Here is a 17,299-nt window from a genome sequence, read left to right as displayed (position 1 = left end):
CGGATCGCCAGATCCACCTCACCTCCGACCAGATTGGAATGCTTCAGATCGGTGACGATTTCCACGCGGACGTCGGCTGGATCGCCCTCGAGTTTCCTCAATCTTGGCTGCAACTAAAAACGTGCGAAGGACGGTGTCACTGCGACGTGCACCCTCGGGGCAATGAGCGCTTGGATGCGCGGCCGTCGGGGCCCGTTTCGTCGAGCCGCATCAGATCAAAAACAGAAGATGGCCAGCCCGATCCGCGTGGATGGCCAGCAAGAAAGAACACGTGCGAATGAGTGAGTGAGCCCGAGGCTCAGGGGTTGTCGCTCCGCCAGTGCAGCTTGGCGTGCAGCGCCGCCGTCGACGACAGCTCGCACCGCTGCTCGAACCGCAGATCGATCGCCGTGATCGCGCCGGCGACGTATGTCACATCATTTACCACGAACCATCCGCTCGCGCTACACGCGCGCCCGTCCCCCCACCAGGAGAGCAGGCCCTTGGCGATGTTCCGCTCGGTGATGTCCCCGTAGTACCCGACCTGTAGCTGCGTCAGCGACACCATCGGAATGAAGTAGCCACTCCACTTCGCGCTTTCCTGAATATCGATGCCGAGCCGATTTCCTTCGACGCGCAGATCGAAGGTCGCAGAATTCAAATGGGGAAAGTGGTGGGCCGTATAGGACTCGAACCTATAACCAACTGATCAAGAGTCAGGATAAACGATCACGGAAATCGCGAAGTTGGGAGCGGGAATATTATAGAAACGTGCCCAAAGAGCCTGGAAGTGTGGCGGGTTTGAGGATTTACTGTATAGAGCCTGCGAGGCAGACCGATCGAGGTCCGGCCCCATAGCGAGGGCAGAGTTTGCTCGAACCAACGGCAATATAGGCTCGCTCCACAGCAGTTGAAGTTCAAGTGATCGACGCCTGAGCCGGAAGCATCATCATGCCACTGGGCGGCGCGGCCGGCGAACAAGGCCTCGTTGCTGATCCCTATGGCGCGATTTCACGGGAAACCCGCATCGCCAATCCGGTGAGGTCGGAAAAGATATGTCTAGCCCATTGCCGCCGTCCCCACGGAGTCGCACGCTGCGAGTGTTCTAGAAGCATCAAGGGGGACCTGAATGAATCGCTCGATCGTATGCATGCTGGCTGCGGTGGTGCTCACAGGATGTGCGACGTCGACTTCAACCGGGTCGGCGAAGCCGATCCCCATGCCCGAAGTGACGATATATCACCTCGAGGGCCGCAGGTCGGAACGGATCGTCTGGTTGATGGAGGAATTGCAGCTGCCTTACCGGCTGGAGTTCAGGCGAGGAGATCTCGCCGGTTCGATGGCTGCGATTCGTGCGCTCAGCCCCATCGTACCAATGGCGCCGACAGTGAAGTATGGCGATCAGATCCTCGTCGAGTCCGGTGCGATCATCGAAACGATTCTCGACCGTCATGCAGCAGCGGGGGTTCTGCGGCCCGCGCTCGATGCGCCGGACTATCCCTACTACGTGATGTGGATGCATTACGCGGAGGGGTCGCTGGCAGCTCGATTGTTCTCGGACTACCGCGCTTGGCGCACCAACCCGCCTAAGCAGCGTTCGCCGCTGGTGGACTCCGAAGCAGTCGTGCAGTTCGCTGAAGAGTATCTGGCGAAACATCCCTGGTTCGGTGGCGCCGAGTTTTCAGGGGCCGACATCATGATGAAATTTCCGCTGGATGTGGCGACCAAGCTCAACATCGTCGACGCCGCTCAATTCCCCAAAGTCGCCGCGTGGAAAACGAAAGTTGAAGCGCGTCCGGCGTACCAGCGGATGCTGGCGAAAGCACGGCCAGATGGCTTGATCGGTCCGCTGCCGGCCTTGCCTCAGCACGCGCCATCAGGACCGCGCGTGGGCTCGGAAAGATGATCAATGGGACGATGAATCAACACCGAGACATGGGCTTCGAGTGGCTGGACGCCGACTGCGCGGCAGCAGGCGGGCGAATCAAAGGGAGTTTTACAGAGAGTTTTATAGAGGCGGGAATTTCGTAGTCGCCTCGAAACATAACTCTCGGAATTCAACGCAGGAAAGTGGTGGCCGTATAGGACTCGGACCTATAACCAACTGATTAAGAGTCAGGATAAACGATCAGGGAAATCGCGAGGTTGGGAACGAGAATAGAAACATGCCCAAAGGGCTGGAAGCGTGGCGGGTTTGAGGACTTATTTTATCGAAGCGTCGCAGCGCACTGACTGAGGTTCGGTCCGACAGCGAGGCAGAGTTCGGCCGAACTATCGGTGAGATAGGCTCTCTCCACGGTGTTGGAGTTTCGCCGGAAAAGCGGCGAAACTCAACGCGATTGAATTCTTGGACAATACGTAAGGATGCCGATTCGGTTGCCACACTCTTTACTTACGCGTTGGTGGGCTGGTTCCTTAGAGAAAGTACGATTCATAACATCGCTGAGTAGGAGCGTCGCGCCTTCTGCGCGAAGCTTGCGGATGTGACGCTTCGGGGCTACGAGGCTTGGTGAGTTCGCTACTCGCAGCTCACGCGTGCTGTAGCGACGCGAGTTCTGCTGCCAAGCTACCTTTTTGGGCTCCCTTGGCTGCTTGAAATGCTGGCCGGGCTTGCAAGCGCAACCAGTACTCCGCGACCGCTTGGGGAAAGCGACTGGAAAGCTCGAGGAAATCGGCGAGTAGAAGCGCGTATCCGACCGAAATGTCCGCCGCCGTGAAACGTCCCGCGCATAACCAGGGGGTGGCTTGCAAGGTTCGATCGACTTGTCGCAGGCGACTCATAAACCAGCGTGCGTAGTCGTCAGCGACCTGTTCTGCGCGCCCAGGTTCGAGCTTGCGATAGCGCATGATCAGCGTCTGCGGGAAAGTCAGAGTGGCCTCACCGAAATGCAACCAGTTCAACCAGCTGCCGTACGCACGATCCTCTACTCCAACCACGAGCTCATTGGGCGCATGGCGTGTCGCCAGGTACTGCACGATGCCTGCGCTTTCTGTCATAAATGTGTCACCGTCTCGCATCGACGGAATCGTTCCCAATGGATTGATCTCGAGATACTCGGGCATGCGAGCGCGCGGCGGGAAAGGCAGCAGATGCAGCTGATACGGCAAGCGGAGTTCCTCGAGCACCCAGAGGACTCGGAACGAGCGCGTGTCTGCGCAGTGCCACAGCTCGATTTTAGCGGCTGGCTGATTCATGGAGCGACACCATAATTAACGAACGCGACAGTACTGTATTCGGATTGCGCAGCGGAGTACACGCGCGCCGCGACTATCTGGATCAGCAGGCTCGATGACACGCGTTGAGGGTATCGCGAAAGTATCGAGTCGCTGGCGACCGAGCTGTCTGCAGCTCAACGAGCGAGAACGGCTCTCGGCCGCATGATCCGAACGAATCGAGGCGACCCCAGAATGGCGGCCAACCAGCGCATCACATTCGGCAGCGGTTGACTCGCGAACCACGACGGATTGACTCTGGAGAACTGGCGGACGAATGGTGCGATCGCCATGTCTGCCAGTGCTACTCGATTTCCGAACAGATTGCTCGATAACTGAAGCCGCGATTCCAGCAACTGCAGGCTGACGATGGCTTCGCCCCGGCTGTGCTCCACATCCGCGTCGGCGAATCGAGTCGGATACTTGTATCGATCGAGATGCCCCTTGAAATGCTCATCGAAGTGGCGGATCAGCGATTGCATCTTTGCGAAATCGTCCCGCTCCGGCGCCAGCCACTGCTCGGGATCGCTACGACGCAGGGCCCAAAGCATGATGTCGAGACTCTCGTCGATCACCGTGCCGTCGGTGTCGATCAGTACCGGCACGGTGCCCTTCGGCGACGCGCGCAACATTTCGGCTGGCTTATCGCGTAGCTCGACTTCTCTGCGTCAACGGCTTGGGAACTGACGTCGAGCGCCAGTCGTGCCCGATGGCGTAGGGGCAGCGCCGAAACGAGTACAGGACGGGGTGGGGCGTCTGCATGGGGCGAAGTATGCCCGGGAGTCTCGGTAGCCGATTGGCGCCAATCCGGTGACGGTGAGCTTCGAGGCGCTAGGGAACTTCGCCTCCCGCAGCGGCGTGGGCACCTATACCGACCATGCCACTCGCAAACACCTCGTCAAGTAGCCATGTTCTCTCCAACTAAGCTTCCGCGCGTCAGCATCTCTTTATATCCGAGAATCCTCGATAGGATTTCGTCCCGTGCGTCTCGAAACCTCTGAGATACGATCTCGGGGGTGTCGTCGAGCTCGGTTCGCGCAGGGTCAGGTGTTGGCCAGTGCATGCGCTGCACCCGACCGGGCAACACCGGACACACCTCCTCGGCGCAAAGCGTGATGACCACGTCGAAATCGGCGGCATTCAACTCAGCTACAGACTTCGAGGTATGCGTCGATATGTCGATGCCGATCTCAGCCATGGCCTGGATAGCATAGGGGTTGACGCGGCTGGGCTGTGATCCGGCGCTGCTTACCGTTGCGATGCCATCGAGCACGCGCCTTGCGAGTCCCTCTGCCATCTGGCTTCGGGCCGAGTTGGCGACACAAAGGAACAGGATGCGTTGCATGCAATCTTCCTCACTCAACCATTCGCTTCCGCTCGGCGCCGGACCGCGGCACCGCGGTTGTACCAATCCTGTGTCTTCATCGTGATGTGGACGACCGACAGCATAACGGGTACTTCAATGAGCACTCCCACGACCGTGGCGAGCGCCGCGCCTGATTCCAATCCGAAAAGACTGACTGCCGCGGCAACGGCGAGCTCGAAGAAGTTGCTAGCGCCGATCAATGCCGACGGCGCGGCCACACAGTGGATCTCGCCGCTTACCCGGTTCAACCAGTAGGCTAGCCCCGCGTTGAAGTACACCTGCACAAGGATGGGCACAGCGAGCAGTGCGATGACGATCGGTTGAGCGATGATCTCCTTGCCCTGAAATCCAAACAGCAGCACCAGCGTCGTCAGCAATGCAAACAGTGAAACCGGCTGGAGTACCTCCAGCAACTGCTTCAGTCCAGCTTCGCCGCGGCTACTCAGAACTGCGCGTCGAATTACTTGAGCGACCACTACCGGGACCACGATGTAGAGCGCCACCGAGAGCAGCAAAGTCTTCCAAGGCACCGTAATCGCCGACAGACCCAGCAGTAGCCCAACGATTGGAGCGAAGGCCACCACCATCAACAGATCGTTTAGAGCTACTTGGCTTAAGGTGAAGTGGGGCTCACCCTTGCTGAGCTGGCTCCATACGAAAACCATGGCGGTGCACGGAGCTGCGGCGAGTAGTATGAGCCCGGCGATGTATGATTCGATCTGCTCGGCCGGCAAGTACGGCCGGAATACCTGGCCAACAAAGAACCAGCCGAGCAACGCCATCGAGAAAGGCTTCACCGCCCAGTTGATGAAAAGAGTGACGCCTATGCCACGCCAGTGCGATCTCACTCCTCGTAGAGCGCGGAAGTCGATCTTCAAAAGCATCGGGACGATCATGAGCCAAATCAGCAGGGCGACCGGCAGATTGACGCGCTCGTACTCGGCTCGCCCGATGAACTGGAAGACCCCTGGAAACAAGTGACCCAAGGCGATACCGACGACGATGCAGCCGGCGACCCAGGCGGTGAGATAACGTTCGAAAGTCGACATGAGGCGAGGCTCGGGACGTACGGTTCAGGCGCGCTTCTTCCGAATCGCGATCTTCGGGGCACAACTGGAGTCCCGTGGCGTACTGGACAGGCTGCAGCAGTTGTCGGTCAGGAACGAGAGCACTGTGTTCATGTGATCGAGGTTGGCGCTGTAGTAGATGTTTCGGCCCTCGCGCCGGGACGACGCCAACTGCGCTGTTTGCAGCTCCTTCAAATGGAAGGAGAGCGTGTTCGCTGGAATCGATATGAGCTCGGCGATCTCGCCGGGGGTGAAACCCTCAGGGCCTCGCCTGACCAGCATGCGAAAGATCTCGAGGCGTGTTTCCTGAGCCAACGCACCTAGCGCAAGGATGACCGCTTTAGATTCCATAGTTCCACACTTTTGGAAATGTAGAATTGCATGAACGATAGCTCGATGCAAGCGTTGTACAGCTTCCAGCTGCCGTCGGATCAGATCTGGGCGGATGTCACTTCTTGGGTCTTCTTCGAAGGCGGCGAGTTGAGCGCTCTGCTGGCTTACCCGGAGGGACCTCTTTATTCGTTGCGCCTTTGCTCGCCTTCGCCTCCTGCATCATCCCGATGATCTCTATAGCCGCTCGCGGAGGTTGCCAACCCGATCTCCATGCGACGTCAATCGCCAAAGGCGGAACATTCGCGGGGCTTGGCCAGCTTCGAAAGCGTGACGCGAACACTGTGCTGTCAGTGCGTTCTTCGAATACGAACGAAAAGCAGTCTGTTTGCTCGATCAGTTTCTGAGTCACCGCGAATGAGCTAACGATGATGTGCGGTTGACGAAAAGGCGAACCGAGCTCGATCGCGAGTCGGCGGAATAACTGGTGATGCGGCTCAGGGGGCGTAGGCCCCACCATGGGGTATCGAAACATCTCCTTTAGGGAAGGCGTGCTTCCTGTATCCAACGGGTGCCCTCGCCGAACAAACATGGATACAGGTGCGGTGTAGAGTTGCTTCACCTCAATTCCTTGCTCTCCGCTGAGGCTCTCAAGAGCGCCAACGGCGAAGTCCAATTCTCCGCGCATGAGTAGGACTCCGATCTGCTCCACGGTGTTGGCCGTGATCGCCAAGCGGACCCCCGGATATTGACGAACGAAGCTTACGAGCGGCCCGCGCAGCAAAGTGTCGAGAGCGGCTGGCGCCGCTCCGATGCGAAGATTCCCTTGCCGAAGATCTCGGGCTGCCTGTCCGCCCACTTCGATTTGTTCGACCTCCGCCAGAACGCGGGCGGCTCGTTCCACGAACCACTCTCCGTCGGCAGTGAGCCGAACTCCGCGCGGACCTCGCTCCAGCAAGGTCAATCCAAGGTGCTGCTCCACGCTCTGTACGCTCTTCGTCAACGCGGATTGAGTGAGGTGAAGTGCCTCTGCTGCCCTGGCAAACCCTGAATGCCGGGCGACCTCCATTACGTGGCGAATCTTGCGGAGCTCAATCATCGGAAGGTCCTCGGCAGGTATTCCTTGGAGGAATCAGAGTATCGAAATTTTCCAATAGACAGAATAGCTCACCGGTGAGACTTTGCGCACATCGACGAGGGGGAACCAGATCCAGTCGATCCAAACGCGGGGCGCCGCGCACACGAATTAGAGGTTCAGAACGCAATGACTCAGGTCCGTTTGGATGGGCGCGTGGCGCTCGTTACTGGCGCCGGCAATGGTCTGGGACGCTCGTACGCCAAAGCGTTCGCGGCGCGCGGCGCGAAGGTGTTGGTCAATGATCTGGGCGGACTTGCCCAAGGTGGCGGGCGGGATCCATCGGTGGCTCAGGCTGTCGTGGACGAAATCGTGTCCGCCGGCGGACAAGCAGCTGCTAATGGCGATTCAGTCGAAGATGGCGGCAAGATTGTGCAATCGGCGCTGGACCACTTCGGTCGCATCGACATCTTAATCAACAATGCGGGCGTCTTGAGAGACGCGGCATTCCACAAGATGACCGAAGACGATTGGAATGTGATCCATCGCGTACATCTCAACGGTGCCTTCCAGGTGACACGCGCGGCGTGGCCTCATATGAGGGCGCAAGGATACGGCCGCATCGTGATGACCGCCTCCGGTGCCGGCGTATACGGTAACTTCGGCCAGGCAAATTACTCCGCAGCCAAGCTCGGCCTGTTTGGATTGGCGCAGGCGCTTGCCATCGAGGGCCGTTCGAAGAACGTTCTGGTAAACACCATCGCACCGGTGGCCGCGTCCCGGTTGACCCAGACGGTCCTGCCGAAAGAGGTGCTGGCCGTGCTAAAGCCCGAGCTCGTGACGCCGTTGGTCCTGTTGCTCGCGAGCGAAACCTGCCAGGACACCGGCCAGCTCTTCGAAGTTGGCGGCGGCTGCGTCGCTCGCTTGCGATGGGAGCGCTCGGCAGCGGTGGCTTTCGACCCGACTACGGAATTTACTCCGGAGCAGTTGCTCGAGGATTGGTCGACGTTGCAGTCGTTCGAAGGTAGCGACCATCCAGCAACGGTAGCGGACTCGTTCGCGCTCATCGGGCGCCATGCTGGCGTCAAGCTGCAGCTGGCCCCGCAATAGAGTCGAGACCTGATAGATGGCACAAGACAAAGCAATCGTCGCGGGCGTCGGCATGACGGCGTTCGCAACGCCGGGAAAAAGTCCGCCGTATACCGAGCTAGCTGGGACGGCGATTCGCGAAGCACTGTCCGACGCTGGCCTGTCATTCGGCGAAATCCAGCAGGTGTATGTCGGCTACGTTTACGGCGACAGCACTAGCGGGCAGCGAGCCGTGTACGACGTGGGAATGACTGGCGTGCCCGTGATCAACGTCAACAACAATTGCTCGACGGGTTCGACTGCGCTGTTCCTCGCTCGACAGGCGATTGAAAGCGGCGCCGCGGATTGCGTGCTCGCGGTTGGCTTTGAGCAAATGGTCCGTGGTGCGCTCGCCGAGCAGTATGCTGATCGCCCGAGCCCGATGGATCGCTTCCTGGCAGTGGCCGAGGAGCGTCACGGCACCAATGACGCGCCGATGGCATTGCGCCTGTTTGGGGGTGCTGCGCGAGATTACGCGGAGCGGTACGGTGCGACGCCAGAAACATTTGCTCAGATCACTGTTAAGGCGCGGAAGCACGCGGCGCTCAACCCGAAGGCTGTGTTCCGTGATCCGGTTACGGTCGAGCAAGTCCTGGCTAGCCCAGTGGTCTTCGATCCGCTCACGCGTCTGCAATGTTGTCCACCGACGTGCGGTGGCGCCGCAGCGGTGTTGGTCTCGCAGCGATATGCGAAGCGCAAGGGTTTGAGGACAGATGTCCGAATCGGCGCGCAGGCGATCACCACAGACACTTCCGCGACGTTCGGCTCTGATCTGACGGCCGTCGTTGGTCGTGAGATGTCAGCCGCAGCGGCGCAGCAGGTTTATGAAGCTGCTGGTATTGGACCGAGCGAAATTGGTGTCGTTGAGCTACACGACTGCTTCACCTCCAACGAGATCGTGAGCTACGAGGCGCTTGGCCTGGTGGGTCCTGGAGGTGCGGAGAAGCTCATCCGCGACGGCGACAATACCTATGGTGGTCGTTACGTCATCAATCCATCGGGTGGTTTGCTCTCCAAGGGCCATCCCCTTGGAGCCACGGGTCTCGCGCAATGTTATGAGCTCGTTCACCAGCTGCGTGGTAGCGCAGGCGCACGGCAAGTCGATGGCGCGCGGCTAGCGCTTCAACACAACGTTGGACTCGGTGGTGCCTGCGTTGTGACGTTGTACGAAAAGGCGACCGCATGAACGCGAAAGAGTATGTCGGCCGGCAGTTATCGTCCTTCACGTTCGATGTAGAACGCTCGCAACTTCGGCTGTTTGCAAAGGCCATTGGCGAGACTCGGAACTTGTATCTGGATGTCGATGCCGCGAAGGCCGCTGGATATCGCGACCTGCCGGCGCCTCCCACGTTTCCGTTCACCATCGGCATGAATCCGGACGATCAGTTCGACATGTTGAAGGCGATCGATGTGGAACTCGCGCGGGTGCTGCACGGCGAACAGTCTTTCGAGTACTTCATTCCGATTTGCGCCGGGGATCGTGTGCTGGTGAAGCGTGAAATCGTCGATGCCTATGAAAAGAGGGGTGGGGCACTCTCGTTCTTCGTCATCGGGCTCACCTATGAGGATGCCCGTTCAGCACAACCTTTCTGCAGTGCTCGGCAAGTGGTGGTCGCTCGAAATCCGGTAGCAAAGAATGCGTAACGCCGACGAAGTCTCGGAAGCCACGTGGCAGGAAGGTACCGAGTTGCCTTCGCGTACCCTACCTGCAATCACTCGCACCGCGCTTGCGTTGTATGCGGGTGGCTCAGGAGACCACAACCCGCTGCACATTGATCTCGACTTTGCGCGAAACGTGGCAAAGATGGATGACGTAATCGGCCATGGAATGTTGACGATGGCGCTCATCGGCCGATATCTCACTGAGTTAGTGCCGCAGCGAGCCGTGCGATCGTACTCACTTCGATTCATCGGCATGTCAAAGGTGGGTGATCGGTTGGAGTGCACCGGCCGGGTGACCAAGCTGCTTGAGAAAGATGGTCAGCGCTGCGCAGAAGTCGAACTCGAAGCCAAGCGCCAGGGCGGCGAGACGCTGGCGACCGGTACTGCGGTCGTTGCGATCGGAGCGACCTGAGACATGGCCGTAGTCTCAACGCCTGCCGATACTGACATGCTCGGTCTGCTGCGTTCGAGTGTTCGGCGATTTCTCGATCGGGAGTTTGTTCCTCACATCGACGATTGGCGTCGATCGGGAAGCGTGCCCCGCGCATTCTTCAGGTTGGCGGGCGATCACGGATTGCTCTGCCCGAGCGTTCCCGAAGAGTTCGGTGGTGCGGGTGGAGACTTCCGGCACAACGTGGTCATCAACGAGGAAGTCGTGAGATCCGGCGTGCTTCCGGTCGCCCTCCAGGTCCACTCGGACATCGTCGCGCATTACCTACTCAACTGGGGCTCGGAAGCACAGAAGCACAAGTGGCTGCCTGGCATGGTGTCGGGCGAGGTGCTCGCTGCCATTGCCATGACGGAGCCGGATGCCGGTAGCGATCTGCAGGCGATTCGAGCGAGCGCCAAGCTCTCTGGTGATGGTTATGTAATCAACGGGGCGAAGACCTTCATCAGCAATGGTCAGAACTGTGACCTGATCATCGTAGTGGCCAAAACCGATCCACTCGCGAAGGGACGGGGTATCTCATTGTTTCTGGTGGAGGCAACCCAGCAGGGAGTGCGACGCGGTCGCAAGCTCGAGAAGATGGGTGGGCGGGAGCAGGATACGTCCGAGCTGTTCTTCGATGATGTGCTCGTACCAGCGTCGATGCGGCTGGGGGCGGAAGGCGAGGGGTTCAAGATACTGATGTCCGAACTGCCGAGGGAGCGGCTGTCGATCGCGACCTCGGCGGTTGCGGCAGCAGAGCTTGCATTGTCTATAACGCTGGACTACGTGAAAACGAGAAAAGCTTTCGGCAAGCCGCTGATAGAGTTTCAGAACACCGCTTTCAAGCTGGCCGAGTTGCGTGCACAAGTGAGGATGGCTCGCATCTATGTCGATGCCTGTGTGAATCGACTCATGGAGGAGCAGTTCACGGCGGTGGACGGCGCAGAGGCAAAGTTAGTCACGACGCAGCTGCAATGCAAGGTTGCGGACGAGTGCTTACAGATGCACGGCGGCAATGGTTGGATGGACGAGTATCTAATCTCGCGACTCTTTACCGATGCGCGCGTGCAAAGAATCTACGGGGGAACTGATGAAATTCTCAAACTGGTCATCTCGCGCACTTTGTAGCTGCGAGCGGCAGTGGCACGGTCAACACTGAGGACTGAGCCATGTTCGTAGAGGCAATCAAACGCTCGGTACAAATTCGGCCACAAGCGGTCGCGACGCTCTGCGGACAGCGATCACGAACGTGGGCTGAGTCGATGGACCGAACAGCGCGCTTGGCTCAAGCGTTGCGCGAGCTGGGCGTCAAAGCGAACGATCGGATTGGCATCCTGGCGCTCAACTCGGATCGATACCTGGAGTCCATTCACGCTACATGGTGGGCTGGCGCGGTCATCGTGCCAATGAACACGCGCTGGTCTGTCGCCGAGCACCTCTACAGCATCGATGATGCAGACATTCAGATCGTGTTTGCCGACCAGGCATACATGGACACGGCTCGGGCACTAGCCAAAGCCCGAGACTCGATCCGCTACGTCATCCAGATGGATGACGGTGTAATCAGCGAGCGCATGCTGTCTCACGAGGCGCTCATTGCTGGCAACTCCCCAGAGGCATCGACGCAGCGGCACGCTACTGATCTGGCCGGAATCTTCTATACCGGCGGCACCACCGGATCGCCGAAAGGCGTCATGCATTCCGCGCTGTCTCTGTGGTCTGGCTCCATGAACCTGGCCTTCGATGCGCGCGTGCCGGAGACGCCTCGGTATCTGCACGCAGCACCGATGTTTCACCTCGGTGATTTGTCCCAGGCGTTCTATACGACTGCACTCGGCGGCACTCACGTCTTCATTCCAGGATTCTCTGCGCCGGCTGTGATCGCGGCGGCCCGCGAGCATCGTTTTCAGGTGACGCTGCTTGTTCCCACCATGATCGGCATGTTGCTGGACAGCCCGGAGTTCGACAGCCGCGCATTCGACAGTCTCGAACTAATGATTTACGGCGGCTCGCCGATTTCCGAGCAATTGAACGAGCGGGCGCGGCAGTCGCTTCCGAACACGAGATTGGTTCAAGGGTTCGGCCAGACTGAAACGAACGCGTGCGGAACGATCCTTCACGAGGACGCCAGAAACGCTATGCCCAACCCGGCTGACCGTCTTCGTACTGCCGGTCGCGCTGCATATGGCGTGCAACTCGCCATTCTTGATGAGGAAGGCAAAGAGCTTCCACCGCATGAAGTCGGGGAGATTTGCATCAAGAGCCAGTGCGCCATGCTCGGCTACTGGAACAAGCCCGCGGAGAGTGCGGCCGCACTAGCCGGTGGATGGGTACACACCGGTGACGCCGGATATCTGGACGATCAGGGATTCTTGTTTGTATGTGATCGCCTGAAGGACATGATCATCTCCGGCGGTGAGAACGTCTACTCGGCTGAGGTTGAGCGTGCAATCGCCTGCCACGCAGCGGTGGCGCAAGTCGCAGTGATCGGAGTTCCCGATGATCGCTGGGGTGAGCGCGTTCATGCGGTTGTTGTGATGAAGCAGGGGGAAACGATATCCCTGGCAGATCTGCAGGCGCACTGCAAGCAGCACATTGCAGGCTACAAGATTCCACGCAGTGTGGAGTTGCGTGACGCGCCGCTGCCATTGTCGAGCGTAGGTAAGGTTCTGAAGCGCGAGCTTCGCCTACCGCACTGGCATGGCAAGAGCCGTAGCGTGAACTGAGCCCACGCAACATTCATGTCATCCACAGCTCAAATCAGTCGCGACCAGCTGTCAGAGCGTGTGCGCACATTGCGCGTGCCGCTCGTCGTCGCCCCGATGTTTCTCGTATCCAGCCCGAAACTCGTCGTGGCGGCTTGCAAGGCCGGCGCTATCGGTTCGATGCCGACTCTCAATGCAAAAACACCGGAGCAACTCGATGATTGGCTCGCGCTGGTACGCGACGAGCTTTCATGGCAGCACAGCGCGGCCTGGCCAGTAGCTCCCTATGCACTGAACGTCCTCATGCATCAGAGCAACGCGCGTCTTCCTCACGATTTGGAGGCTGTCCGTAAGCATCGGCCGCCTATCGTGATCGCAAGTGTCGGCCGACCGGATGAGGTCGTCGACATCGTCCATGAGTATGGCGGCTTGGTGCTTGCTGATGTGGGGTCGCTGAAACATGCAAAGCGCGCCGCCGACTCTGGAGTGGACGGCTTGGTGCTGCTCTGTGCTGGCGCGGGCGGACAGACTGGACGCCTCAATCCGTTTGCGTTTGTGGAGGCCACGCGCCGCTTCTTCAGTGGTCTCATCGCCGTGGCAGGAGGCATTACGCACGGTCGTCACCTCGCCGCGTTGCAGAGGCTCGGCGCGGATCTGGGTTACAGCGGCACGAGCTTCATCGCGACGCCTGAGAGCCTGGCGACCGACGATTACAAGAAGGCTCTTCTGGGCTCAGACATTGATGACGTGTGGGATACGGACGCGATCAGCGGTATCCCGGCGAATGTCTTGAGAGCAACGCTGACCTCTTTAGGTTTGCAGCCCGAGACACGATGGGTCCGCACCGCCCAGTCGAACTACGACTGGTCGAACATCCGCTGGCGCCCCGATTTGTACTCCGCCGGGCACGGAGTCGGCGAGGTGCGCGCCGAGGAAGGCTGCGCGACGATCATCGGACGATTTTCGGAACAGTACAAAGCTTCAAGTCTCGCGGGGAGCACTTCGTGAACCGTCGACTCCTGATTCAACTGTGTTCTTTGCTGGCACTCAATCTATCCGCCGCAACGGCCGTGTTCGCGGATGGCAGCGTCGACTGGAAGACCCAATCAGTGCAGTCCAAAGACGGCACGCGGGTGGTTTATCAGGTGATGGGCAAGGGCAGTCCGCTGATGATATTGCACGGAGGCTGGTCGAGTGCTGAGGCTTATAAGCCCCTCGGCAAGCTGCTGGCATCGGACTATCAGGTGGTGCTGGTCGAGCGCCGAAACTACGGAGTTAGTGGCACTGGCCCGCGGCCGCACAGCTTTTTGCGTGACGGCGAGGATGTTCACGCCGTGATCGATGCGCTTGGCCGTGACGTGTATCTCTTCGGGCACTCGGGCGGCGGGCTTGCAGCGCTGCATGCGGTACTCGTTGGCACGGATGGGATCAAGAAGCTCGCAGTGTACGAGCCGCCGATTACAGCAGGCGGACCCTCAGCCGGCGACGTGCTTCAGCGGTACGAGGGCGCCCTCAAGGACAAGAACTATGACGCCGCCGTGAAGATCGGACTTAGGGATCTGATCGGATACCCAGACGCGGTCACGCAGCAGCTGGCATCGATCTACAAGACCCGGCTTCAAGCAGCCAATTGGAACGGTGCGGTGTACGACGTGGAAGGTCTCAGGGCGATGCGACCGGACGCGAATGCGTGGGCCGCCTTGAGAATGCCTGCGCTGCTGATTGTCGGGGAGCGGAGCAACGAGCATCCACTTCTCGACAGCAGCAGAGCCCTGAAGGCGGTCATCCGCGGTTCGACACTAGTGACTTTAGCTGGGCAGGAGCACAGCGCATGCGCGCTCGCACCGGAGATGGTAGCGAGCGAACTGCGCAAGTTCTTCGGGCCCTAAGAGGGACGTATCGGCGGAAGGATTCTAAAACTTACTCGTTTGGCACACACGCGCTCAAGCGATATCAAATAGTCATTCTGGGGGATTCTATGAATGCGAGCCACAGTTTTGAGGCGCGCCGGGCTGACTCGTCCCTATCGAAAGGGGCCGTGCTGATTGGAACGGCACTCATCGGATGGGTTCAATGTGTGCAGGCGCAGGAGGCAGCGCCCGCCAGTGGAGCGGCGCTCGAGGAAGTCATTGTGACCGCTGAGCGTCGACAACAGAATCTGCAAGCTGTCCCGCTCTCAGTCACTGCGTTGGGCGATGAAGCAATCGTGGCGATGCGCATCCAAGAAGCCTCGGACATCGGCCGTTACACACCGGGCGTGAATATCGGTACGTCCGCTCAAGCTCGCTCGAGCACCACGCGTATCCGCGGCATTGGTGGTGCCGGTGACGGTTGGCCTGGAACCGACTCGCCCGTCGGCATCTTTGTCGACGGCGTGTACTACGGGCGCTCGGCAGACTTAACAGTCGATCTGTTCGACCTCGAACGCATTGAAGTGCTTCGAGGACCGCAGGGGACGCTGTACGGTAAGAACGTTTCGGCCGGTGCAATCAATATCATCTCTCGCAAGCCGAGTGAAACATTGGAAGGGCGCGTCGAAGCGACAGCAGGATCATACGATCGCCGTGAGTTTCGTGGCTACATCTCTGGCCCACTGTCGGAGTCAATCAGCGCAAAACTCTCGTACAGCAACTCTCAGCGGGACGGCTACACGAAGAATGTGTTCACGGGTCAGGAAATGGACGACCTGAACCGATCGAGTGTTAGAGGGCAGGTGCGATGGGAGGGGGAGGACAGCGAAGTCCTCTTCACTGCGGACTATTCGGATATCGATGAAACGTCGAAGCCGACCTTTCTGTTCGGCGATTCCATTGCGGGATACACGCCGCCTACGGCTCCAGATCGCGCCAGCCTGAATACGGACAGCTACTTCCGCCAAAGCCCGTGGAGCGTATCTCTCACGGCAGAACACGATTTCAGCTTTGCGAGCTTGACTTCGATCAGCGCATACCGCGAATCACGTTACAACCAACACGGCGACGGCGACGGAACGTCGTTGACCCTCAATGGCGCCGGCTTGATCAGTTATTACAACAACAAGTTTGATCAGTTCACGCAGGAAGTGCGCTTGTCGTCGAACACGGATGGACGGCTGTCCTGGGTGGCTGGCGCTTTCTACTTCCGCTCAAACGAAAGCATGTATATCACCCATTCGTTGGGCGCGCTGCCTGGAAGTACCGTGAGCGTGCTGAATCTCGCCAACGGGTTCGGTGTTGGCCCTCACATAACGATCAATGAGCAAGGTAATCAAGGCACGAGCTACGCGGCCTTCAGCCAAGCGACCTACAACATCTTTAGCACGGTGAACGTGACCGCAGGCCTGCGTTGGACTCGCGATGAGAAGGATGGATTCAATGCCACCTCGGGCCAGAGAAACGTGTCTCTGTTTATCTGGCCGACACCGTTCCGAGCGGACGTGGCACGCTCCTGGGACGCGGTGACTCCGAAGTTCACCATCGACTACACGCCTGTTGAAGACATCTTCTTGTATGCCACGGCTGCGAAGGGATTCAAGAGCGGTGGCTTCGTCGGCCAGGCAGTCGAGCCTGTCGCGGCGGCCACGCTCTTCAACCCTGAGTACGTGTGGAATTACGAGTTGGGCGTGAAGAGCGAGCTTTTCGATCGCATGCGGCTCAATCTGGCGGTGTTCCAGATGGACTATACGGATCTGCAGATCACGGACATCATCGGCACTCGTCGCTTGACCGTAAACGCCGGCGAGGCTCGTATCCGCGGTGCAGAGTTGGATGCGGAGTTCGCGCTCACCGACGCGTTAAATCTTCACGCCAAGTACTCCTATACAGATACGGAGTACACGAGCTTCCCGGCTACAGCTGCGTCCGGTGACCTTACGGGAAAGCAATTCGTCGCTGTTCCAGAGCAAGAAGGGTTAATCGGAGCCTCCTACATCACGCCAATCGGATCCGGGGAATTGCAGGTGCGTGCTGATGTGGCGCACACGGGCGAGAGATTCCTCAACCTGCGTAATACCGTGTCGGATGGATCGATCACTCGACTTGATATGCGAGTGAGTTATGACCTTGGGCCGTATACGTTTGCGCTCTGGGGCAAGAATCTGACCGATGACAGAGGTGTCGCTAGCCAGTTCACCGACATATCTTTGTTCATCCAACCGCTAGGCTCCGGTCGTGTCAGCGGATACACGAACTACACCCCGCCGAGGGAGTACGGCGCAACGGTGGGCTATCGGTTCTGAAAACGAAGCAGCTCGACATCAACCTTCGCCTGTGAGCGCCGGCCGTGAGCACGATGTCACGGCCGATCGCTCGGAACCGCTTGACGGCGTCGCGGCCGGCCAGCTATTCTTTATTCGTCGAATTACGA

Annotated in this window: 17 protein-coding genes and 1 tRNA gene; 10 read left to right on the top strand and 8 right to left on the bottom strand. The window is 59.1% G+C overall.

Going from position 1 to position 17,299, the window contains the following annotated elements; translation table 11 throughout:
• Positions 1–298 precede the first annotated feature (298 nt).
• On the bottom strand, positions 299–640 hold the full coding sequence (locus EK373_RS31990) for a hypothetical protein (RefSeq protein WP_129649441.1): 342 nt from the start codon (positions 638–640) through the stop codon (positions 299–301).
• Between the two features lie 10 nt (positions 641–650).
• A tRNA-OTHER gene (locus tag EK373_RS33275) sits at positions 651–756 on the bottom strand.
• 352 nt (positions 757–1,108) lie between these two features.
• Here EK373_RS33275 and EK373_RS31985 point away from each other — a divergent pair.
• A complete protein-coding gene (locus EK373_RS31985; RefSeq protein ID WP_129649440.1) occupies positions 1,109–1,885 on the top strand; it encodes a glutathione S-transferase family protein in 777 nt (258 codons plus the stop codon).
• 623 nt (positions 1,886–2,508) lie between these two features.
• Here EK373_RS31985 and EK373_RS31980 read toward each other — a convergent pair.
• From EK373_RS31980 to EK373_RS31955, 6 genes are all read right to left on the bottom strand, one after another.
• The gene (locus EK373_RS31980) at positions 2,509–3,174 is read right to left on the bottom strand and encodes a glutathione S-transferase family protein (protein ID WP_129649439.1); all 666 of its coding nucleotides are present in this window, start codon (positions 3,172–3,174) and stop codon (positions 2,509–2,511) included.
• 155 nt (positions 3,175–3,329) lie between these two features.
• Positions 3,330–3,824, bottom strand: a complete 495-nt coding sequence (locus tag EK373_RS31975) for a glutathione S-transferase (RefSeq protein ID WP_129649438.1) — start codon at positions 3,822–3,824, stop codon at positions 3,330–3,332.
• Positions 3,825–4,090: 266 nt separating this feature from the next.
• Positions 4,091–4,537, bottom strand: coding sequence for an arsenate reductase ArsC (locus tag EK373_RS31970; RefSeq protein WP_129649437.1), 447 nt, complete (start codon positions 4,535–4,537; stop codon positions 4,091–4,093).
• A 14-nt stretch (positions 4,538–4,551) separates the two neighbouring features.
• On the bottom strand, positions 4,552–5,607 hold the full coding sequence (gene arsB, locus EK373_RS31965; RefSeq protein ID WP_129649436.1) for an ACR3 family arsenite efflux transporter: 1,056 nt from the start codon (positions 5,605–5,607) through the stop codon (positions 4,552–4,554).
• A gap of 24 nt (positions 5,608–5,631) precedes the next feature.
• Positions 5,632–5,976 (bottom strand): ArsR/SmtB family transcription factor, encoded by a 345-nt coding sequence (locus tag EK373_RS31960; RefSeq protein WP_129649435.1) that lies wholly within the window; start codon positions 5,974–5,976, stop codon positions 5,632–5,634.
• 97 nt (positions 5,977–6,073) lie between these two features.
• Entirely contained in the window at positions 6,074–7,054 is a 981-nt protein-coding gene (locus tag EK373_RS31955) for a LysR family transcriptional regulator (RefSeq protein WP_129649434.1), read from the bottom strand.
• Positions 7,055–7,219: 165 nt separating this feature from the next.
• On the opposite strand from EK373_RS31955, the gene EK373_RS31950 reads away from it, so the two are divergent.
• From EK373_RS31950 to EK373_RS31910, 9 genes are read left to right on the top strand one after another with little or no spacing between them, the layout of a single operon-like run.
• Positions 7,220–8,140, top strand: coding sequence for an SDR family oxidoreductase (locus EK373_RS31950; RefSeq protein WP_129649433.1), 921 nt, complete (start codon positions 7,220–7,222; stop codon positions 8,138–8,140).
• Between the two features lie 16 nt (positions 8,141–8,156).
• On the top strand, positions 8,157–9,344 hold the full coding sequence (locus EK373_RS31945; protein ID WP_129649432.1) for a lipid-transfer protein: 1,188 nt from the start codon (positions 8,157–8,159) through the stop codon (positions 9,342–9,344).
• Positions 9,341–9,802: a MaoC family dehydratase N-terminal domain-containing protein gene (locus EK373_RS31940; protein ID WP_129649431.1), complete on the top strand. Its 462-nt coding sequence runs from the start codon at positions 9,341–9,343 to the stop codon at positions 9,800–9,802. The genes EK373_RS31945 and EK373_RS31940 overlap by 4 nt, the downstream gene beginning before the upstream one ends.
• On the top strand, positions 9,795–10,232 hold the full coding sequence (locus tag EK373_RS31935) for a MaoC/PaaZ C-terminal domain-containing protein (RefSeq protein WP_129649430.1): 438 nt from the start codon (positions 9,795–9,797) through the stop codon (positions 10,230–10,232). The genes EK373_RS31940 and EK373_RS31935 overlap by 8 nt, the downstream gene beginning before the upstream one ends.
• Positions 10,233–10,268: 36 nt before the next feature.
• Positions 10,269–11,378: an acyl-CoA dehydrogenase family protein gene (locus EK373_RS31930; protein WP_407676235.1), complete on the top strand. Its 1,110-nt coding sequence runs from the start codon at positions 10,269–10,271 to the stop codon at positions 11,376–11,378.
• A 41-nt stretch (positions 11,379–11,419) separates the two neighbouring features.
• On the top strand, positions 11,420–12,976 hold the full coding sequence (locus EK373_RS31925; RefSeq protein WP_129649428.1) for a class I adenylate-forming enzyme family protein: 1,557 nt from the start codon (positions 11,420–11,422) through the stop codon (positions 12,974–12,976).
• A 15-nt stretch (positions 12,977–12,991) separates the two neighbouring features.
• Positions 12,992–13,963: an NAD(P)H-dependent flavin oxidoreductase gene (locus EK373_RS31920; RefSeq protein ID WP_129649427.1), complete on the top strand. Its 972-nt coding sequence runs from the start codon at positions 12,992–12,994 to the stop codon at positions 13,961–13,963.
• Complete coding sequence (locus EK373_RS31915) at positions 13,960–14,844, top strand: alpha/beta fold hydrolase (protein WP_129649426.1); 885 nt, start codon at positions 13,960–13,962, stop codon at positions 14,842–14,844. Before EK373_RS31920 ends, EK373_RS31915 begins: the two co-directional genes overlap by 4 nt.
• The gene (locus EK373_RS31910) at positions 14,787–17,171 is read left to right on the top strand and encodes a TonB-dependent receptor (RefSeq protein WP_129649425.1); all 2,385 of its coding nucleotides are present in this window, start codon (positions 14,787–14,789) and stop codon (positions 17,169–17,171) included. Before EK373_RS31915 ends, EK373_RS31910 begins: the two co-directional genes overlap by 58 nt.
• Positions 17,172–17,299 lie beyond the last annotated feature (128 nt).

The sequence above is a fragment of the Peristeroidobacter agariperforans genome, from assembly GCF_004138335.1.
GTDB classification, from domain to species: domain Bacteria; phylum Pseudomonadota; class Gammaproteobacteria; order Steroidobacterales; family Steroidobacteraceae; genus Steroidobacter; species Steroidobacter agariperforans.
The sequence above is the reverse complement of the archived record's forward strand: the minus strand, read 5'-3'. Positions and strand labels throughout refer to the sequence as shown.

Bases quoted from the DNA above. Each gene is read 5' to 3' on its own strand.
- EK373_RS31985 (WP_129649440.1), top strand. From the start codon at position 1,109: ATGAATCGCTCGATCGTATGCATGCTGGCTGCGGTGGTGCTCACAGGA.
- EK373_RS31980 (WP_129649439.1), bottom strand. From the start codon at position 3,174: ATGAATCAGCCAGCCGCTAAAATCGAGCTGTGGCACTGCGCAGACACG.
- EK373_RS31975 (WP_129649438.1), bottom strand. From the start codon at position 3,824: ATGTTGCGCGCGTCGCCGAAGGGCACCGTGCCGGTACTGATCGACACC.
- EK373_RS31970 (WP_129649437.1), bottom strand. From the start codon at position 4,537: ATGCAACGCATCCTGTTCCTTTGTGTCGCCAACTCGGCCCGAAGCCAG.
- arsB (WP_129649436.1), bottom strand. From the start codon at position 5,607: ATGTCGACTTTCGAACGTTATCTCACCGCCTGGGTCGCCGGCTGCATC.
- EK373_RS31960 (WP_129649435.1), bottom strand. From the start codon at position 5,976: ATGGAATCTAAAGCGGTCATCCTTGCGCTAGGTGCGTTGGCTCAGGAA.
- EK373_RS31955 (WP_129649434.1), bottom strand. From the start codon at position 7,054: ATGATTGAGCTCCGCAAGATTCGCCACGTAATGGAGGTCGCCCGGCAT.
- EK373_RS31950 (WP_129649433.1), top strand. From the start codon at position 7,220: ATGACTCAGGTCCGTTTGGATGGGCGCGTGGCGCTCGTTACTGGCGCC.
- EK373_RS31945 (WP_129649432.1), top strand. From the start codon at position 8,157: ATGGCACAAGACAAAGCAATCGTCGCGGGCGTCGGCATGACGGCGTTC.
- EK373_RS31940 (WP_129649431.1), top strand. From the start codon at position 9,341: ATGAACGCGAAAGAGTATGTCGGCCGGCAGTTATCGTCCTTCACGTTC.
- EK373_RS31935 (WP_129649430.1), top strand. From the start codon at position 9,795: ATGCGTAACGCCGACGAAGTCTCGGAAGCCACGTGGCAGGAAGGTACC.
- EK373_RS31930 (WP_407676235.1), top strand. From the start codon at position 10,269: ATGCTCGGTCTGCTGCGTTCGAGTGTTCGGCGATTTCTCGATCGGGAG.
- EK373_RS31925 (WP_129649428.1), top strand. From the start codon at position 11,420: ATGTTCGTAGAGGCAATCAAACGCTCGGTACAAATTCGGCCACAAGCG.
- EK373_RS31920 (WP_129649427.1), top strand. From the start codon at position 12,992: ATGTCATCCACAGCTCAAATCAGTCGCGACCAGCTGTCAGAGCGTGTG.
- EK373_RS31910 (WP_129649425.1), top strand. From the start codon at position 14,787: ATGCGCGCTCGCACCGGAGATGGTAGCGAGCGAACTGCGCAAGTTCTT.